Source organism: Azospirillum brasilense (genome assembly GCF_001315015.1).
GTDB lineage: Bacteria > Pseudomonadota > Alphaproteobacteria > Azospirillales > Azospirillaceae > Azospirillum > Azospirillum brasilense.
The window spans coordinates 514,566-532,758 of record NZ_CP012917.1; the positions used below are offsets into that span (position 1 = coordinate 514,566).

Genomic DNA, 18,193 nt, shown 5'->3' on the forward strand with positions numbered 1-18,193 from the left:
CTCAAGCGTATTGCGGTTCGACTCCGACGGCGAAGCTCAGGTCGGCGCCGCGCAGGGTCTCCGTGGTGGCGCGGATGCGCGTCAGGTCGGTGCCGTGCAGGATCGCGCGGGCGAGGCTGGTGTCGCGCAGATCGGCGCCGGTCAGGCTGGCCTCGGCGAGGTTGGTCGGCCACAGGCGGCTGCCGTCCCCGGCCAGATCCACCGGGCGCAGCCGCGCCCGCCACAGCTTGGCCCCCGCCAGATTGGCGCCGCGCAGGTTGCAGCCGGACAGGTCGGCGCTGGTGAAGTCCGCCTCGCGCAGGTCGCAGTAGGACAGGTCCGCCATCACCAGCTTCGCCCCGGAGAAATCCGCCCCGCGCAGCCCGCAGAAGCGCATCACGCTACCGGCCAGGAGCTGGTTGGCGAAGTTGTAGCCGCGCAGGTCGACGCGCTGCATTTCCAGCCGCTGCCCGGCGGCGGCGTTGCGCTCGACCCAGAGCTGGTGGGCGGAAATGCTGTCGGCCATCCGCCCGGCGAGGCTGACCAGCCCGGTGCCGTCGACGTCGATGCCGCGCCGCTCCAGCGTCTGACGCAGTTCGTCGTCCAGCCGGGCGCCGCACAGGAGGGCGCCTTGCATTTCCACCCGCTCCATCACCGCGCCGATCAGATTGGCGCCGATCAGGATCGTTCCGGTCATGTCACTGCCGGAAAAGGTCGCGCCGCAGAGATCGCAGCCGGAAAAGTCGCATTGCGCCAGACGCGCGTCGGACAGGATGGCGCGGGCCATCTTGGACCCGATGAAGGTGGTGCTGCCGTCGGCGTTGCCCGCCGGCTTGCGTTCGTCCGCGCCCAGCATCATGCCCTTGCGCAGGTCGGCGCCGCGCAGGTTTGCCTCCTCCATCAAGGCGCCCTCCACCCGCGCGCCGCGCAGGTCGGCACCCTCCAGCGACGCGCCGGTGAGATCAGCCTTGGACAGATCGGCGCCGAACAGGTCGGTGCGCGACAGAACGGCCCCCGACAGCCGGGCGCTGTTCAGGTTCGCCCCGCTGAGCTTGGCGCCGCTGAGGTTGATGCGGCGCAGCCCAAGGCCCGACAGGTTGTGGAAGCTGAGGTCGGCGCAGCGCCCCTTCATGCTGGGGTCACGCGTCAGCCATTGCTGATGCTTGACCAGCGCGTTGCGGATCGCCCTCAGATATCGCTCTTCCACGTGCGACGCCTCCGCGCCGTCCAGCCGTTTCCGCCGGCACCACACGCCGGTTGAACGATCGGGACCCTTGCCACGCTGGGATGTTACCAGAGCCGCCTGGAAAAAGCGAAAGCGCTGATTTGTTTCGCCTCAGCGCAGCGTGTCGGACAGCAGTGCGCCGCGCGAGGCCATCATGTAAAGCCCCATGTGGTGCGCCGGCTCCTGCGGGTGGGCCGCCGTCTCCGGAAGGCCGAGGCCCCGCGCCGTCTCCTCCGGCAGGTCGTAGGTGGCGCAGCCCGGCTCGTAGACCACCACGTCCTTCAGCGTCGGCATCATGCCGTGGTTGCGCGCGGACAGCAGGGTCAGGACGAAGTCCATCACGCACACGTCGGTGCAGATGCCGACGGTGACGACCGACACCAGACGGTTGCCGTTGACCCAGTCCACCAGCCGGTTGCGCCCGGCCTTGCCATCCGCGCCCAGTTCGGTCGCGCCGATGAAGAAGTTGATGCAATCCTTGGCGATCAGGGTCGCCGACGGCTCCGACTCGAGCCAGGCCAGTTCGGACACCAGCTCGTCATGGCCGGTGCCGATCAGGCAGTGCGGGGGATAGGGCGGTTCCGGGTTGTCCGGGTCGTGGCGGTCCAGCGAGACGCAGATCGGCCAGCCGGCCCCGGCGAAGCGGCGGGCCAGACGGTCCGTCTCGGCGATCATGCGGTCGACCTGGGCGTTCGGCACCGCCGGGGCGAGCGGACCGCAACCGACGGCGGCGAACCCCTTCACCTCGTCGATGATCACCAGCCCGGTGCCTCCGGCGGGCATCGCGTAATCGCCGAGCGCCACCGGAAAGGTGCGGCGGATGGTGTCCAGCGCCTCGTCGCTGCGAGTCATCAGGTCCAGCATGGGTCCTCCCTTCAATCGGTGGAAATGTCAGTCCTGTGACCAGGGGTGCGCAACATTTCAGGACTGTGTCCAAGCACTGCGACATTCTGGCCGAACGCTTGCGCATGGGTCCGAAAAGATCAATGGAATTCAGCCTGATCGACCGTTTGTTGCAACCGCGCGACATATTCCTGTCTGCATGCGGCGGGCCGTGCGACGGAATACCGCGGTGCCAAGTCGTGGCTCCCGGTCCTCAATAAAGGAGACGCGAAGCTTCCGCCGCAACCATAAGGTACACCAATGGTTCTATCGGCCGAGTTCCTGGGCATGCTTCTGCTGGTCACCAGCGCCGCGGCGCTCGGCCTGTCCATCGTCATCGACGTCGGGCAGATCACGTCGGAGAAGGCGCGCCAGACCATGATGATGCGCCAGCACGACCGGAAGAAAACGGCGCTGGGTGAATGGACCCGCAAGCTGGAGCAGCGGCGGGAGGAAATGACCGCCTTCCAGGCCCGCACCACCGAATGCAACGGGCGACGGCAGAAGGCGCTGTCGGAGATCCGGGCGCTGGAACTGACCAAGGTGGAGTTCGTCCATGAGCTGGGCGACGGTGAGGAGGCCGGTTGTTTCTGGGCCCGGCTGACCGTTCAGGACGAGTTCCCCGCCATCGAACGGCGCGACGTGATCTTCGCCCGCCAGATCTGGAGCTACCCCAACGTGGCCCATGTCTGGACCTATTCCGTCGAGCAGGCGGCGGCGATGGCGCGCGTCTCCTTCACTGTGAAGAACGGCGTCCTGCCGACCATGGTCGTCCCGCTCGCCCAAGCGCCCGACCCCGACGCGGAAGGAGCGGCGGCATGACCGGCATGATGCTCTATCTCAGCCTTGGGCTGATGGTGCTGACGGTGCTGTCCAACCGCTACTGGCGGCGGCAGCTGGAAGGTCTGCGGCAGGGCCAGCTGCGCATCCGCGAGAAGATGGAGGAGGTTGGGAAGGACGTGGAGGACATCGCCACCGCCTATTCCCAGGCCACCCAGAAGCACGCCGAGGCCGAGAAGCGCGCCCAGAAGGCGGAGCAGGACATGCAGGCCGCCCTGAACGAACTGGAGGCGAGGCAGACCGCGCCGGTCGTGCGCTATCACGTGTTCGACCGCTCCGAACCCCGCCCGGGCCGGTTCTGGGAAGCCGCGGTGCGTCATGTGCCGAGCGACGCCACCGTGATGACCGGCCAACGCGGCTGGCTGGGCATCCGCCGCTGTCTCCTGACCGCCGAAACGGAACGGGAGGTGCGCGAGCGCGTCAGCGCCCGCTACCCGCGCAAGGCCGGATTCCAGGTGTTGGAGGTGGTGCCCTGCCGGGTTGCCGGCCTGTCGGTGAACCGCATCCCCGAACTCAGCACCTTCCGCCGCTCCGCCCCGCCGGAGGAAGCCGCACGGCCTCCCCGTCGGGCCGCCGGCGGCCGCTGACGAGCTTCCGGCCCGCGGGAAAAGGACGGCGCCCCTCCCCGCGGGCCGTCCGCGTCAGCAGTATTTGCGCAGCATGTCGCGAACCTTGTCCGCCATGTCCGGACGACGCAGCGCGTGGGCGAGCGTGGCTTCGATGAAGCCGACCTTGTCGCCGCAGTCGTAGCGGGTGCCTTCGAAACGCAGGCCATGGAAGGGCTGCGTGCCGATCAGCTTGGCCATGGCGTCGGTCAGCTGAATCTCGTTGCCGGCGCCGCGCTGCTGCTTCTCCAGATGGTCGAACACCTCCGGCTGCAGGATGTAGCGGCCGATGATTGACAGGGTGGAGGGCGCCTCTTCCGGCTTCGGCTTCTCGACGAGGCCGCGCACGGTGGCCAGACGGCCGTCGTCCTTCTCCACGTCCAGGATGCCGTAGCTGCTGGTCCGCTCGCGCGGGACGTCCACGACGGCGACGACGTTGCCGCCCACCTCGTTGTAGGCGTCGACCATCTGCTTCAGGCAGGGGGTGTCGCCCTGGACGAAGTCGTCGGGCAGGACGATGGCGAAGGGATCGTTGCCGATCACCGCCCGCGCGCACCACACCGCGTGGCCGAGGCCCAGCGGGACCTGCTGGCGCGTGTAGAAGCAGCGGCCCGGGGCGATCTCGCTGTCGCGCACCACCTCGAGGGCGTCCAGCTTGCCGCGCTCCTCAAGGGTGCGGTTCAGTTCCGTGTCGGCGTCGAAATGGTCTTCGATGGCGCGTTTGCTGCGGCCCGTGACGAACACGAAATCCTCGATGCCGGCGGCCCGCGCCTCTTCCACGGCATGCTGAAGCAGAGGCCGGTCGACCAAAGGCAGCATTTCCTTCGGAATCGCCTTGGTGGCCGGCAGAAAGCGCGTACCGAGACCGGCGACGGGGAACACCACCTTGCGCACAGGCTTTCGCATTGGGGTTCTCTTGTGGTTGCTTGAGGAAATACTTCGAATATGGAGACGATTCGCAGGTTTGCAAAACGCTCGTCCAGCTTTCTGCCACAGGCGATTCGGTGACGCAACTCCCCTTCCGTAACCCGGCAAAAGGTTAGTTGCGCAGCAGCAAATCCTTCGCTTGGTTGATCTTGGCCGCCAAATAGGTGGACCCCCCATGATCTGGGTGCACTTTCATCATCAGCCGTCGGTGGGCGTCCTTTACCTGTTCGGGTGTGGCGCCGGGCGACAACCCCAAAATATCATAGGCCTCGTCGCGGGTCATAGAACCGCCGCCACGACCACCGCCACTGTCCTTCGAACCGGAATTGTTCGCGCTTCCAGCGGATTGATCTTCGGCGGTTTGCCAGCCGGGATGGGAACGCTCCAGCCACGCTTCCAGGACGGAGGCCGATTGCGGATCGTCGCGTCGGCACTCGTCCAGCAGCGCCAGCAATTGCCCCAGGGTCAGCGACTCCAGCGTCCGCCCGCGCCACGGCCCGTGCAGCACCTCCCCCGCCATCGCCCCGGTGTCGTGCTGCAGCGTCATCCGCAGATAGAGCGTCTCGATCTGCGAGGTCTGCCCGCCGCTCGCTGTTCCGTAGGACGAGGGGCGGAAGGCGTCGCGCAGCGTCCGCCAGCGCGTCAGCAGCGGAAAGGCCAACGCCCCCAGCATCATGGCGGTGCCCAGCCGTCCGGTCAGGGTCAGGATGACGACCGTCACGGCCGCCAGCGCGATGCCGCCATAGCGCACCGCCGTGGCCAGCGTGCGCGGGTCCGCGGACACGAAGACGCGGGCCAGCATGGCAAGGCCGGCCACCAGCGCGATGCCCAGGAGGAAAAACCCAAACATCCCGCTCTGCCCCATCTCTAGCCGAATCCTGCCTTATGATGCATGGGTTTGGCCCCCGCGTCCCCCCTGACCACTCCCGAGCTGGCTGGTGAGCAGCCGCACCGCGTCGCCCCGCCCGCGGCTGTAGTGCTCCAGCGCCGCCCGGCCGCCCGCCGCATAGACGGCGACCGCGCTCAGCAGGTCCCGCAATTGCTGGGCGGACGAGCCGTCGAACGGGCAGTAGGCGCCACCGCTCAGCCGCGCGATGGTCTGGAAAGCGCGTTTGGCGATCAGGTCCCCGCGTTCGTGGAAGATGAAGACCGGGACGCCCAGCAGCCCCAACTGGCCCGCCTGATGGGCGAGCTGATCGACGTCCTCCTCCATGCAGTCACCGACGAAGACCAGCGCGTTGACCTTGCGGTCCCGCGTCTGCTTGATGCAGTGACCCAGCACCCGCGCGATCTGGGTCTGGCCGGCCATGCAGGACACCGCGGTCATCCGCCGCAGCAGGTCCTGCGCGTTGCCCACCCAGGGGCTGGCCTGGCATTCGCGGAAGCCACGGTAATAGACGAGCTGGATGTCCAGCCCGCCCAGCGCGGAGGTCGCCTGGAACATCTCTCCCTGAATCTGGCAGGCGCGGTCCCAGGTCGGCTCGCGGCTGGCCGTGGCGTCCATGGCGAACATCAGACGCCCGCGCGGCCCCCCTGTTGCCCGTGGAAGGGCCGCCACACGGCTCAGGAAATCGTCCACCTCGGTCTGGGTGGACCGCTGCTGCGCCGGCAGATTGTCGCGTTCAGCCATCGCCCGTATCCCTTCGCCACGGTGATCCGTCATTCCGTAAAGATGGGCGGCGCGGCGGCATGGGTCCAGACTTGTCCAAGACTTGTCCACGGCGCCGCCCGTTGGGCAACAGGGCGTCCGCCGATGTGGTTCCGCGACGCGGAATCCGCCGGCGGGCTTGCCCCTCTCCCCGCGCCGTGCTTGGGTGGCGCCCATGAGCGACGCCGGTACCACCTTCACTCCCGCCACGCTGCGCGCCCGAATCCTGCACGAGGACGAGGACGTCTTCATCATCGACAAGCCCGCCGGGCTGGCCGTGCACAAGGCCGGGCGGATCACCGACCATCTCGACCTCTACCTGCCCTTCCTGGCGGAGGGGGACGGCACGCCGCCGCGGCTGGCTCACCGGCTGGACCGCGACACGGCGGGCTGCCTCGTGCTCGGGCGGTCCCTCTGGGCGCTGAAGCGGCTGGGCGACATGTTCGCCGCCGGCCATGTCGAGAAGACCTATTGGGCGGTCAGCGAGGGCATTCCGGAGGCGGCGGAGGGGGTCATCGACTACCCCCTGCTGAAGCTGCTGATCCCTGGCGCCTGGAACATCGTGACGCACCCCACTGGCCAGCCCGCCGTCACCGAGTACAAGGTGCTGGGAACCGGCAACGGGCGGGCATGGCTGGAGCTGAGGCCGCGGACCGGGCGCACGCACCAGCTCCGCGTCCACAGCGCGGCCATCGGCTGCCCGCTGGTGGGAGAGCCCTATTACGGCCCGGTGCGCGTGCCGCCGGGGAATCTGCACCTGCTGGCGCGGTCGGTCACCTTCACCATGGCCTTCGACCGCAAACCGGTCACCGCCGTGGCACCGCCCCCGCCGCACATGCGGGACGCGCTGACTGCCTGCGGCTGGACCGAACAAAGCGGGACGTAACAGTCAGCGCCCGACCTCGGTGACGCCGTCGGCCAGCCAGACCATGCGGCCAAGCTCCGCGTCGCCGCCGCGCAGGGCCTTGCCCTTGGCGACCACCGTCCGCCCGGTGTTGTCCTGGATCGGCCCACGGAAGACGGCGGCGTTGCCATTGGCGAGCTGCATCCGCGCCGCGTCGGCGTGGGCCCGCGCCTCCACCCCCACCGCCGGACCATAGGCGGTGTTGCGCACGAAGCCCTGGTCGAAGCCGCCCTGGCGCAGATGCTTCCACGGCTTACCCGCGGCGATCAGCGCGACGGTCTCGGCGTAGGCCTTCTCCCAGGCCCATTCGGCCCCGGTCAGGAAGCCCTGCGGGGCGAAGGCCGACAGGTCGGTGTGCAGGCCGCAGCACAGGATGCCGTGGGCCTCCGCCACCTCGCAAACCGGGCGGGCCCCGTCGAGCTGGGCGGCCAGCACGTCGGCGCCGCCGTCGGCCAGCGCGCGGGCGGCCTCGGCGACCTGCCGCGGCGTCGCCGCCTCGCCGACGAAGGCGACGCGCAGCGCGGTGGCGGAATCGGCGCGCCGGGCGCCCAGCGCGAAGGCGTTCACGCAGCGCAGCACGTCCGGTGCGGGGTGGGAGGCAACGAGGCCGATCGTTTTGCCCCGGCTGGCGTAGCCCGCGACGAGGCCGGAGATGTGCTGCGCTTCCTCCAGATAGCCTTCGAAGAAGCCGGTGTTGATCGGCAGCCGGTCGCGGTCCAGCGGCGCGCCGGAAAACAGGAACACCGCGTCGCGGTGGGCGTCGGCCTGGGCCAGCAGCCCCGGCAGAGCGCCGCCCGCGGCGGTGACGATGACGATCCGGCAGCCCTCGGGGCCGACCAGCTCCTCCGCCGTGGCGGCCAGCGTGTCGGCGGCGTGCTCCCGCTCCTCCAGCCGCAGGCCGGGCAGCCCGGTCAGGGCGCGGGCGGCCTCCGCATGGGCCTGGTTGAAGCCGAAATCCGCGCGGTCGCCGCAGTAGAGGACACCGACGCCCAAGTCGGGCGATCCAAGGGTGGACGATGCCGAGGGTGCCGATTGCCCCAACGCCTGGGGCGCCGTCAGAAGCATGGCCGCGGACCCGAAGGCGCCTCCGAAAGCCCGGAGGATATCCCGGCGGTTATGGGTCAATGTCTTCATGCCCGCCTCCCGATGACGGGGGACTATAACCCTTGGAGGATGGTCAAACCAAGCAATTCGCCTCAATTCCCGCGCCGGAGCCCGTCCGGAGCCTCAAAACGGCACATTGCGCAGCGGAATCGACGCCCCATCCGGCCAATGCAGCAGGTGGCTGACGCAGTGGCGGCAATCGCTGCTGCCGAAGCCGGGGACGGGCACCGGCAGGCCGGACAGCGCCGCGACCAGGGCGCATTCGTCTCCGCCGGGATCGATCCAGGCGCCGAGCATCCGGCCGGCTGCGGTCAGCCGGTCGACGTGCCAGCGCTCCGGCTTGCCGCGACGGAAATGGCGCCCGACCCGCGCCCGCAGGCCCCCCGGCCCCCGCGCGCTGCCGCAATAGAGGTAGCGGCCCGGTGCCAGCACACTTTCCGGCTTGCCGGGCAGGCGAAGGGTCAGCGCACCGTCCAGGGCGATCAGCAGCACATAGGCGCCGGGCTCGGGCGGCAGGGCGTCGGGGCGGTCGTGGAATGGCGGATCGGACGGCATGGCCACGCAGTCTACGCCCGCCGGGGCGCCAGGGCACCTGTGCTATTCGGACCTTTCGCCCCAGCGGCGCGCTCTGCTATCACGCCCGCATCATGTCCCTGCTCGACCCGCTGTTCCGCCAGCATCTCGACCGCCTCACCCAGCGCCACACGCGCCGCACCCTGCTGCCCGTGCGCCCGGAAGGGGCGGGGCGCATCCGGCGCGGCGGGCGGACGCTGCTGAACTTCTCCAGCAACGACTATCTCGGCCTCGCCTCCCACCCCCTGCTGGTGGAGCGCGCCAGCGACTGGGCGCGGCGCTGGGGTGCCGGGGCGACGGCGTCGCGCCTCGTCTGCGGCACGCTGGAGCTTCACACGGAGGTCGAGGCGAAGCTCGCCCGGCTGAAGGGGACGGAGGCGGCGCTTCTGTTCAACTCCGGCTGGCAGGCCAACGCCGCGGTCCTGCCGGCGCTGTTCGACCGCGAGCTTCTGGGCGGTGACGCGCTGGTCTTCACCGACCGGCTGAACCACGCCAGCCTGCACCATGGCTGCGCCGCCGCCGGGGTGCGGCAGATCCGCTTCCGCCACAACGACCTCGACCATCTGGAAACCCTGCTGGCCCAGCGCGCGGGGGAGCCGGGCACGCGCTTCATCGTGACGGAGAGCGTCTTCAGCATGGACGGCGATCGCGCCGACGTGCCGGCGCTGGCCGCGCTGGCGGAGCGGCACGGCGCCTTCCTGTTCCTCGACGAGGCGCACGCGACCGGGGTGCTCGGCCCGCGCGGGATGGGGCTGGCGGCGCTGGGCGAGGGGCGCGTGGACCTTGCCATGGGCACCTTCAGCAAGGCGCTGGGCGGCTTTGGCGCCTATGTGGCGGGGTCGAGGGCGCTCTGCGACTATCTGGTGAACCGCTGCGGCGGGCTGATCTACGCCACCGCCCTGCCGCCCGCCGTGCTGGGGGCGATGGACGCGGCGCTCGACCTCGTGCCGGCGCTGGACGCCGAGCGCGACCGGCTCCAGGCCATGGCCGAGCGGCTGCGCGCCGCCTTCCACGGGCTGGGCATCGCCACGGCGGGGTCGAGCACGCAGATCGTCCCGGCCATCACCGGAGCGGAGGAGGACGCTCTTGCGCTCAGCCGGCGGCTGGAGGAGCGCGGCATCCTGGGCATCGCCATCCGCCCGCCGACCGTGCCGCCGGGCACCAGCCGCCTGCGCTTCGCCCTGTCCGCCGCCCACACGGACGCCGATCTGGAGACGTTGGTGGGTGCGGTGGCCGACGCCTGGACGCCGGCATGACCGCGCCGCTGTTCGTCTTCGTCCATGGCTGGGGATTCGGCCCCGGCGTCTGGGACGGTGTGCGGGAGGCCCTTCCGGAGGGGGAGAGCGTGGCGGTGGATCTCGGCTTCTACGGCCCACCGTCGATTCCTGAGCTTCCCGCCAAGCGCCCCATCGTCGCGGTCGGCCATTCCTTCGGGGCGCTGTGGCTGCTGCACGAGCGGCCCTTCGCCTGGGACGGGCTGGTGCTGGTCAACGGCTTTCCCCGCTTCACCGAGGGCGACGGCTTCGCCCCCGCCACGCCGCGCCGGCTGCTGGACCGCATGATCGCCCGCTTCGACACGGCGCCGGAAGCGGTCACCGCGGACTTCCTGCGCCGCTGCGGCTGCGAGGCCCCGCTGCCTGAGGGCCTGGATGCGGCCCGGTTGGGTGAGGCGTTGCAGGCGTTACGCAATTGGGACGCCCGCGCTATGCTCACCGGCCCGGTGCTGGCCCTGGCCGGCGGGCAGGACCCCATCGTCCCGCCGGCCATGACCGAACAGGCGTTTCGCAACCACTCTGTCCCTCGCCCCTCCGGGGAGAGGGTGGCGCCGAAGGCGCCGGGTGAGGGGGGTCTCGGGGAACCGGACGATCAAGCATTGTGCAACCCCCTCACCCTAACCCTCTCCCCAGGGGGGAGAGGGGATGGCGGATGCGGCCAGATTTCGGTCGAGTGGCACCCGGACGGCGGGCATCTGCTGCCGCTGACCGCGCCGGGCTGGTGCGCGGAGCGGATCGCCGATTTCGCCGCTAGGCAGACGGCATGACCGCCGACCCGCGCAAGGCCGCCATCGCCGCCGCCTTCGGCAAGGCCGCCCCCCGTTACGAGGAGCACGCCGCCGTGCAGCGCATCGCGGCGGAGCGTCTGGCGGAGCGCGTCGCCCGCCTCCCCTTGCCGCCCCGCCCCCGCGTGCTGGAGATCGGTTGCGGCACCGGCTTCCTCAGCCGCGCCTTGCGCGAGCGGATCGGGCCGGCGGACTGGCTGCTCACCGACCTGTCGCCGGACATGCTGGCGCGCTGCCGCGCCGCGCTGGGCGATCCGACCGATTCCGCGTTCCGGATCATGGATGGGGAAAAACCGGACCTCGACGGTCCCTTCGACCTCATCGTCTCCAGCCTCGCCCTGCAATGGTTCCGCGACCCCACCGCCGCTCTGGCGCGCTGGGCGGAAATGCTGGCGCCGGGCGGGCGAATCGCCGTCGCCACGCTCGCCGCCGACAGCTTCCGGGAGTGGCGGGAGGCCCACCACGCGCTGGGGCTTGAGGCCGGAGTGCCCACCTACCCCACCCGCCACGCCCTCGACCGGCTGTGGCCCGCCGGCGGCGCGGGATCGGTCGAGGAGGAGCGGCTGCTCCGCCGTCACGCCGACGGGCTGGAGTTCCTCGCCGAATTGAAAGGCATCGGCGCCCATCTGCCGGCGGAGGGCCGCCGCCCCCTGCCGCCGGGCGCCCTGCGCCGCGTGCTGCGCCGGCTGGAACGGCCGGAAGGACTGACCATGACCCACCACATCGCCTACGGCCTGTTCCGCAAGGACGACGCCCGGCCCCGCGGGGTGTTCGTCACCGGCACCGACACCGGCGTCGGCAAGACGCTGGTCTCCGCGTGCCTCACGCGGGCCTGGGACGCCGCCTATTGGAAGCCGCTGCAAACCGGCCTGAAGGACGAGGCCGGCGATACCCCCACGGTCGCCGCCCTCGCCGCCCTGCCCCCGGAGCGCGTCCACACGCCGGCCTACGCCCTGGCCGAGCCGCTGTCCCCCCACGCCGCGGCGGAGCTGGAGGGCGTCGCCATCGACCCCGACGCCCTGGCCCTGCCCGACACCGACCGTCCGCTGGTGGTGGAGGGGGCCGGCGGGCTGATGGTGCCGGTGACGGAGGACGTCTTCATCATCGACCTGATCGCCCGATTCGGCCTGCCGGTGGTTCTGGTGGCGCGCAGCACGCTCGGCACCATCAACCACACGCTGCTCAGCCTGGAGGCGCTGCGGGCGCGCGGGCTGGCGGTGGCCGGGGTGGTGCTGAACGGCCCGCCCAACCCCGGCAACCGCGCCGCCATCGAGCGGTTCGGCAAGGTCCGCGTTCTGGCCGAGATCCCCACCCTGCCCCGGCTCGACGCCGAAACCGTCGCCGAGGCGGCGGCGCTCCTCCCTTCCTTCGACAGCGTGTTTCCATGACCGACACCATCGCCCTGGATCGCCTTCACGTCTGGCACCCCTTCACCCAGGCGCAGACCGCGCCGGAGCCACTGGCCGTCACCCACGGCAAGGGAGTCAGCCTGTTCACCGGGGACGGGCGGGAAATCCTTGACCTCATCTCCTCCTGGTGGGTGAACCTGCACGGCCACGCCCACCCGGCCATCGCCGGGGCCATCGCGGAGCAGGCGCACAAGCTGGAGCAGGTGATCTTCGCCGATTTCACCCACAGCCCCGCCGCCCGCCTCGCCGCCCGGCTGGCGGAGGTGCTGCCGGGCGGCCTCGACCGCGTCTTCTACTCCGACAACGGCTCGACCGCCGTGGAGGTGGCGCTGAAGCTCGCCTGGCAGTACTGGCGCAACAATGGCGAGGGCCAGCGCCGCCGCTTCCTCGCTTTCGAGGGCAGCTACCATGGCGACACCTTCGGCGCCATGGCGGCAGGGGTCGGCTCCGGCTTCTATGAACCGTTCCAGGAGCTGCTGTTCGCCGTCGATCGCATGCCCTACCCCTCCACCTGGGACGGCGACCCGGAGGTCGAGGCCAAGGAGGCCGCGGCGCTGGACTGGCTCGACCGCTGGCTGGCCGCCAACGGGGCGGAGCTGGTCGCCGTCATCATCGAACCGCTGGTCCAGGGCGCGTCCGGCATGCGCTTCTGCCGGCCGGAGTTCCTGCGGGCCATGGCGGCGCGGGTGCGGGCGGCGGGCGGTCTGGTGATCTTCGACGAGGTGATGACCGGCTTCGGCCGCACCGGCGCCCTGTTCGCCAGCCGGAAGGCCGGAGTCGCCCCGGACCTGATCTGCCTGTCCAAGGGGCTGACCGGCGGTTTCCTGCCGCTGTCGGTCACCGCCTGCGGCGCTTCGATCTACGAGGCGTTCCTCGGCGCCGGTTTCGACCGCGCCTTCGCCCACGGCCACAGCTTCACCGCCAACCCGCTGGGCTGCGCCGCCGCCCTGGCCTCGCTGGAGCTGACCACCTCGGCGGAGACCGCCGCCAACCTTGCGCGCATCGAGGAGCGGCACCGCGCCGCCATCGCCGACCTGTCCGGCCACCCAAAGCTGTCGCGCGGGCGCGTCATGGGCACCATCGCCGCCATCGAGGTGACCGACGCGCAGGGCTACACCGCCGCGGTCGGGCAGACGCTGAAGCGCTTCTTCCTGGAGCGGGGATTGCTGCTGCGCCCGCTCGGCCCCGTGATATACCTGCTGCCGCCCTACTGCGTGACGGACGGGCAGCTGGACCGCGCCTACGCCGCGATCCGCGACGCCGCCGATACCCTTCTCTGATTCGCTTTCCCCCGAGGACCGACCATGCCCGACACCGCCATGCAGACCGCGGATTCCGCCTCCACCACCATCGCCCGGCGCTGGAGCCGCGAGGACATCCTGGCCCTGTTCGAGCTGCCCTTCATGGAGCTGCTGCACCGCGCCCACGAAACGCACCGCCAGCACCATGACCCGAACAAGGTCCAGCTCTCCACCCTGCTGAACATCAAGACCGGCGGCTGTCAGGAGGATTGCAAGTACTGCGCGCAGAGCGTGAAGTACGACACCGGCGTCGAGGCGGAGAAGCTGCTGGACCGGGCCCAGGTGCGCGCCGCCGCGGAGAAGGCCAAGAAGGCGGGCGCCGGCCGCTTCTGCATGGGTGCGGCATGGCGCGAGCTGAAGGACCGCGACGTCGAGAAGCTGGCGAACATTGTCCGCGACGTGAAGGACCTCGGGCTGGAGGCCTGCATGACGCTGGGCATGCTGACCCGCCCGCAGGCCGACGCGCTGAAGGACGCCGGCCTCGACTACTACAACCACAACCTCGACACATCGGAGGAGTTCTACGAGCAGATCGTCTCCACCCACAGCTACCGCGACCGGCTGGACACGCTGGCCAACGTCCGCGACGCCGGGCTGAAGGTCTGCTCGGGCGGCATCGTCGGGCTGGGGGAAAGCCGGGTGGACCGCGCCGGCCTGCTGGAGACCCTGGCGAACCTGTCGCCGCAGCCGGAAAGCGTGCCGATCAACAAGCTGGTGTCGGTCGCCGGCACTCCGCTGGGCGGCGTCGACGCTCTGGACGCCTTCGAGTTCATCCGCACCATCGCGGTCGCACGCATCCTGATGCCGCGCTCCTACGTCCGCCTGTCGGCGGGCCGCCGCTCGCTCAGCGACGAGGGTCAGGCGCTCTGTTTCTACGCCGGCGCGAACTCCATCTTCTATGGGGACAAGCTGCTGACCACCGGCAACCCGGAGCATGAGGCCGACCGGCGGCTGTTCGACCGGCTGGGGCTGGAGGCCGACGGCGGCGCCCACTGACGCGCCGGCGTCCCCGGCCCCTGCGTCAAGAAAAGCCAGGGGGAGGACGCCGAGCATGGACGACATCGCCGCCAAAGCACCCAAGACCCACTACACCTCGGCCGAGGTCACGGCCCTGTCGCATCTCTACAGGGCCGAGATCTACCGAAGCACCGTCTGGCGGACCCGGCTGGACGCCACCACCAACTGGGCGGTGGTCACCACCGGGATCGCCCTGTCGCTGACCTTCAGCAGCGCCACCGCCTCCCCCCTGCCGCTGGTGCTGGTGGGGCTTCTGGTCGCCGTGTTCCTCTACATCGAGGCGCGGCGCTACCGCTTCTTCGACTTCTGGCGAATCCGCGCCCATGTGCTGGAGCTGTATTTCCTGGGGCCCATCCTGCGCGGCCAGGGCGACCAATTCGCCCGGGGCTGGAACGAGACGCTGTTCCAGGACTACCAGAACCCCAACCTTCACATCACCTACCTGGAGGCGGTGGGCCGCCGTCTGCGGCGGAACTACGGCTGGATCTTCCTGATCCAGGTGGTGGCCTATCTGGGCAAGTTGATGATCCACCCGGTCCCGCTGTCGAGCCTGGACGAGCTGTTCGCGCGGGCGACCATCGGGCCGGTGCCGGGGGAGATCGTCCTGCTCTGCGGCATGGTCTTCCACGGCACCTGGATGGCCATCGCCTTCCGGACCTTCCGCAGCCGCCGCGGCGCCGACCGCGAGCGCCCGCCCCCGCCGGCCACCGACGCCGTGCTCGATCTGGCGCGGGGGCCGTGAGGGCCGCGGCGGATTTCCCTTTTCGCGCAAGGGATAAGGGGTAGTTTTCCGTTGGGCCTGCCCCATTCGCGCGCCGTGGCATAAATGGGATCAGCACCGTCGCGCTCACGCTATGCAACGGATCGTCTTGTGTTCTCCTTCCGCGGGGGGCTAGAAGGGGCTCCATCGGATGCGGTTGCGCGGTCATACCAGAAGGACACCCGTTCGCCGGGCTGATCTTCACCGGTTCCCCGCACAGCCGACGGCCGGACGACCATAGAGGTGAACGAGGATTTCACGATGGCGAGCCAGGGCGAGAACAAGTGGGTTTACTGCTTCGGTGCCGATGCCACCGAAGGCCGGGCGGACATGAAGAACCTGCTCGGCGGCAAGGGAGCCAATCTGGCCGAGATGGCCAATCTGGGCCTCCCGGTTCCTCCGGGTTTCACCATCACGACTGGGGTCTGCACCTATTTCTATGCCAACGGCCGCAACTATCCGCCGGAGCTGAAGGCCCAGGTGGAAGCCGCGGTGAAGGGGCTGGAGCAGGCCATGGGCGCCACCTTCGGCGATCCGGCCAACCCGCTGCTGGTCTCGGTGCGCTCCGGCGCCCGCGCCTCCATGCCGGGCATGATGGACACGGTGCTGAATCTCGGGCTGAACGACGCGACCGCCGCCGGCCTCGCCAAGCGCTCGGGCGACGCCCGATTCGCCTACGACAGCTACCGCCGCTTCATCCAGATGTACTCGAACGTGGTGCTGGACGTTGACCACCACCACTTCGAGGAGATCCTGGACAACCACAAGCGCGACAAGAACCACAACCTCGACACCGACCTGAGCGCCGCCGACTGGCAGGCCGTCATCGAGGACTACAAGAAGGCCGTCGAGCACGAACTCGGCAAGCCCTTCCCGCAGGACGTTCAGGAGCAGCTGTGGGGCGCCGTCGGCGCCGTGTTCGGCTCGTGGATGAACGCCCGCGCCATCACCTACCGCAAGCTGCACGACATCCCCGCCGACTGGGGCACCGCCGTCAACGTGCAGTGCATGGTGTTCGGCAACATGGGCAACGACTGCGCGACCGGCGTGGCCTTCACCCGCAACCCGTCCACCGGCGAGAACGCCTTCTACGGCGAGTACCTCGTCAACGCCCAGGGCGAGGACGTGGTGGCCGGCATCCGCACGCCGCAGCACCTGACCATCGCCGGCAAGGAGGCCAACAAGTCCGACCTCCCCGCCATGGAAGAGGTCATGCCGGAGGTCTTCAACCAGCTGAACGAGGTCCGCCTCACGCTGGAGAAGCACTACCGCGACATGCAGGACATCGAGTTCACGGTCCAGCAGAACAAGCTGTTCATGCTGCAGACCCGCAACGGCAAGCGCACCGCCCCGGCGGCGCTGAAGATCGCCGTCGACCTCGCCGAGGAAGGGCTGATCGACAAGGCGGAGGCCGTGCGCCGCATCGATCCGGCCTCGCTCGACCAGCTCCTCCACCCGACGCTGGACCCGAAGGCGGAGCGCAAGGTCATCGCCAAGGGCCTGCCGGCGTCGCCGGGCGCGGCCTCGGGCAAGGTCGTCTTCACCGCCGACGAGGCGGAGACGCTGGCCGGCCAGGGCGAGGCGGTCATCCTCTGCCGCGTGGAGACCTCGCCTGAGGACATCCACGGCATGCACGCCGCCCGCGGCATCCTGACCACCCGCGGCGGCATGACCAGCCACGCCGCCGTGGTGGCCCGCGGCATGGGCCGCGCCTGCGTGTCGGGCGCCGGTGACCTGCGCGTGGACTACAAGTCCAAGATCATGTCGGTCCGCGGCGTCACCATCAAGGAAGGCGACATCGTCACCATCGACGGCTCGACCGGCGAGGTGATGCTGGGCCAGGTGCCGACGATCCAGCCGGAACTGTCGGGCGACTTCGCCACGCTGATGGGCTGGGCCGATTCGCTGCGCCGCATGAAGATCCGCACCAACGCGGAGACCCCGCTGGACGCCCGCACCGCGCGGAAGTTCGGCGCGGAGGGCATCGGCCTGTCGCGCACCGAGCACATGTTCTTCGACCCGGACCGCATCCTGGCGGTGCGCGAGATGATCCTGGCGGAGACCGAGGCCGGCCGCCGCGCCGCGCTGGCCAAGCTGGAGCCCTTCCAGAAGAAGGACTTCGCCGAGCTGTTCACGATCATGTCGGGCCTGCCGGTGACCATCCGCCTGCTCGACCCGCCGCTGCACGAGTTCCTGCCCAACACCGAGGCGGAGATGGCGGAGGTCGCCAAGGCCACCGGCACCGACCAGCTCAAGGTGAACCACCGCGTGGTGCAGCTCCACGAGGCCAACCCGATGCTCGGCCATCGCGGCTGCCGCCTCGGCATCACTTATCCCGAGATCTACGAGATGCAGGCCCGCGCCATCTTCAGCGCGGTCGCCGAGGTCTCCCAGACCACGGGCGAGACGGTGATGCCGGAGGTCATGATCCCGCTCATCGGCACCAAGAAGGAGCTGGACATCCTCAAGGCGGTCGTCGACCGGGTCGCCAAGGAGGTCATGGACTCGACCGGCGTCACCTTCGAGTACATGGTCGGCACCATGATCGAGCTGCCGCGCGCCGCGCTGAAGGCCGGTGAGATCGCCGAGACCGCGGAATTCTTCTCCTACGGCACAAACGACCTGACCCAGACGACCTTCGGCCTGTCGCGCGACGACGCCGGCGCCTTCCTGCCGGAGTACCAGCGCCAGGGCATCCTGGAGCACGACCCGTTCCAGACGCTGGACCAGGACGGTGTGGGCGAGTTGATCGCCATCGCCACGGAGCGCGGCCGCAAGGTCCGCCCGAACATCAAGCTCGGCATCTGCGGCGAGCATGGCGGCGACCCGGCCTCCATCTCCTTCTGCGAGAAGGTCGGGCTGGATTACGTGTCCTGCTCGCCCTACCGCGTGCCGATCGCCCGTCTGGCCGCCGCCCAGGCGGCGCTCGACGCCGACACGGTGAAGCGCGACTGACCGGT

Annotated in this window: 17 protein-coding genes; 10 read left to right on the plus strand and 7 right to left on the minus strand. The window is 69.9% G+C overall.

Features of this window, described 5'->3' with window-relative positions:
- Window position 1 precedes the first annotated feature (1 nt).
- Together AMK58_RS27215 and AMK58_RS27220 are read right to left on the minus strand one after the other, a co-directional pair.
- Entirely contained in the window at window positions 2–1,186 is a 1,185-nt protein-coding gene (locus AMK58_RS27215; protein ID WP_035680883.1) for a pentapeptide repeat-containing protein, read from the minus strand.
- A 129-nt stretch (window positions 1,187–1,315) separates the two neighbouring features.
- Window positions 1,316–2,068, minus strand: a complete 753-nt coding sequence (locus AMK58_RS27220) for an isochorismatase family protein (protein ID WP_035680881.1) — start codon at window positions 2,066–2,068, stop codon at window positions 1,316–1,318.
- A gap of 279 nt (window positions 2,069–2,347) precedes the next feature.
- Between AMK58_RS27220 and AMK58_RS27225 the strand changes: the two genes are divergently transcribed.
- Both AMK58_RS27225 and AMK58_RS27230 read left to right on the plus strand, forming a co-directional pair.
- The gene (locus AMK58_RS27225; RefSeq protein ID WP_035680880.1) at window positions 2,348–2,908 is read left to right on the plus strand and encodes a hypothetical protein; all 561 of its coding nucleotides are present in this window, start codon (window positions 2,348–2,350) and stop codon (window positions 2,906–2,908) included.
- The gene (locus AMK58_RS27230) at window positions 2,905–3,513 is read left to right on the plus strand and encodes a hypothetical protein (RefSeq protein WP_059399690.1); all 609 of its coding nucleotides are present in this window, start codon (window positions 2,905–2,907) and stop codon (window positions 3,511–3,513) included. The genes AMK58_RS27225 and AMK58_RS27230 overlap by 4 nt, the downstream gene beginning before the upstream one ends.
- A 54-nt stretch (window positions 3,514–3,567) precedes the next feature.
- On the opposite strand, the gene galU is transcribed toward AMK58_RS27230, so the two are convergent.
- From galU to AMK58_RS27245, 3 genes are all read right to left on the minus strand, one after another.
- Complete coding sequence (gene galU / locus AMK58_RS27235) at window positions 3,568–4,437, minus strand: UTP--glucose-1-phosphate uridylyltransferase GalU (protein WP_035680877.1); 870 nt, start codon at window positions 4,435–4,437, stop codon at window positions 3,568–3,570.
- 133 nt (window positions 4,438–4,570) lie between these two features.
- The gene (locus AMK58_RS27240; protein WP_035681008.1) at window positions 4,571–5,308 is read right to left on the minus strand and encodes a DnaJ domain-containing protein; all 738 of its coding nucleotides are present in this window, start codon (window positions 5,306–5,308) and stop codon (window positions 4,571–4,573) included.
- A gap of 33 nt (window positions 5,309–5,341) precedes the next feature.
- Window positions 5,342–6,088 carry a hypothetical protein gene (locus tag AMK58_RS27245; RefSeq protein ID WP_035680876.1) on the minus strand — a complete coding sequence of 249 codons (747 nt, stop codon included), beginning with the start codon at window positions 6,086–6,088 and terminating at the stop codon, window positions 5,342–5,344.
- A 193-nt stretch (window positions 6,089–6,281) separates the two neighbouring features.
- Here AMK58_RS27245 and AMK58_RS27250 point away from each other — a divergent pair, with 193 nt between their 5' ends.
- On the plus strand, window positions 6,282–6,992 hold the full coding sequence (locus AMK58_RS27250; protein WP_035680873.1) for an RluA family pseudouridine synthase: 711 nt from the start codon (window positions 6,282–6,284) through the stop codon (window positions 6,990–6,992).
- Window positions 6,993–6,995: 3 nt separating this feature from the next.
- On the opposite strand, the gene AMK58_RS27255 is transcribed toward AMK58_RS27250, so the two are convergent.
- Window positions 6,996–8,003, minus strand: coding sequence for a BMP family ABC transporter substrate-binding protein (locus AMK58_RS27255; RefSeq protein WP_059399691.1), 1,008 nt, complete (start codon window positions 8,001–8,003; stop codon window positions 6,996–6,998).
- Between the two features lie 234 nt (window positions 8,004–8,237).
- Entirely contained in the window at window positions 8,238–8,669 is a 432-nt protein-coding gene (locus AMK58_RS27260) for a GIY-YIG nuclease family protein (RefSeq protein ID WP_059399737.1), read from the minus strand.
- 92 nt (window positions 8,670–8,761) lie between these two features.
- Here AMK58_RS27260 and bioF point away from each other — a divergent pair, with 92 nt between their 5' ends.
- The 7 genes from bioF (at window position 8,762) to ppdK (ending at window position 18,188) form a co-directional block, all read left to right on the plus strand.
- Window positions 8,762–9,943, plus strand: coding sequence for an 8-amino-7-oxononanoate synthase (bioF, locus tag AMK58_RS27265; RefSeq protein ID WP_035682568.1), 1,182 nt, complete (start codon window positions 8,762–8,764; stop codon window positions 9,941–9,943).
- On the plus strand, window positions 9,940–10,728 hold the full coding sequence (locus tag AMK58_RS27270) for an alpha/beta fold hydrolase (protein ID WP_059399692.1): 789 nt from the start codon (window positions 9,940–9,942) through the stop codon (window positions 10,726–10,728). Before bioF ends, AMK58_RS27270 begins: the two co-directional genes overlap by 4 nt.
- Window positions 10,725–12,134 (plus strand): dethiobiotin synthase, encoded by a 1,410-nt coding sequence (gene bioD, locus AMK58_RS27275; RefSeq protein ID WP_035682570.1) that lies wholly within the window; start codon window positions 10,725–10,727, stop codon window positions 12,132–12,134. Before AMK58_RS27270 ends, bioD begins: the two co-directional genes overlap by 4 nt.
- Window positions 12,131–13,435, plus strand: coding sequence for an adenosylmethionine--8-amino-7-oxononanoate transaminase (gene bioA, locus AMK58_RS27280; protein ID WP_035682572.1), 1,305 nt, complete (start codon window positions 12,131–12,133; stop codon window positions 13,433–13,435). The genes bioD and bioA overlap by 4 nt, the downstream gene beginning before the upstream one ends.
- A gap of 24 nt (window positions 13,436–13,459) precedes the next feature.
- A complete protein-coding gene (gene bioB, locus AMK58_RS27285; RefSeq protein ID WP_051140945.1) occupies window positions 13,460–14,452 on the plus strand; it encodes a biotin synthase BioB in 993 nt (330 codons plus the stop codon).
- Window positions 14,453–14,507: 55 nt separating this feature from the next.
- Window positions 14,508–15,215 carry a DUF2270 domain-containing protein gene (locus tag AMK58_RS27290; RefSeq protein WP_035682574.1) on the plus strand — a complete coding sequence of 236 codons (708 nt, stop codon included), beginning with the start codon at window positions 14,508–14,510 and terminating at the stop codon, window positions 15,213–15,215.
- Between the two features lie 279 nt (window positions 15,216–15,494).
- Complete coding sequence (gene ppdK, locus AMK58_RS27295; protein ID WP_035682612.1) at window positions 15,495–18,188, plus strand: pyruvate, phosphate dikinase; 2,694 nt, start codon at window positions 15,495–15,497, stop codon at window positions 18,186–18,188.
- The last annotated feature ends 5 nt before the right edge of the window (window positions 18,189–18,193 follow it).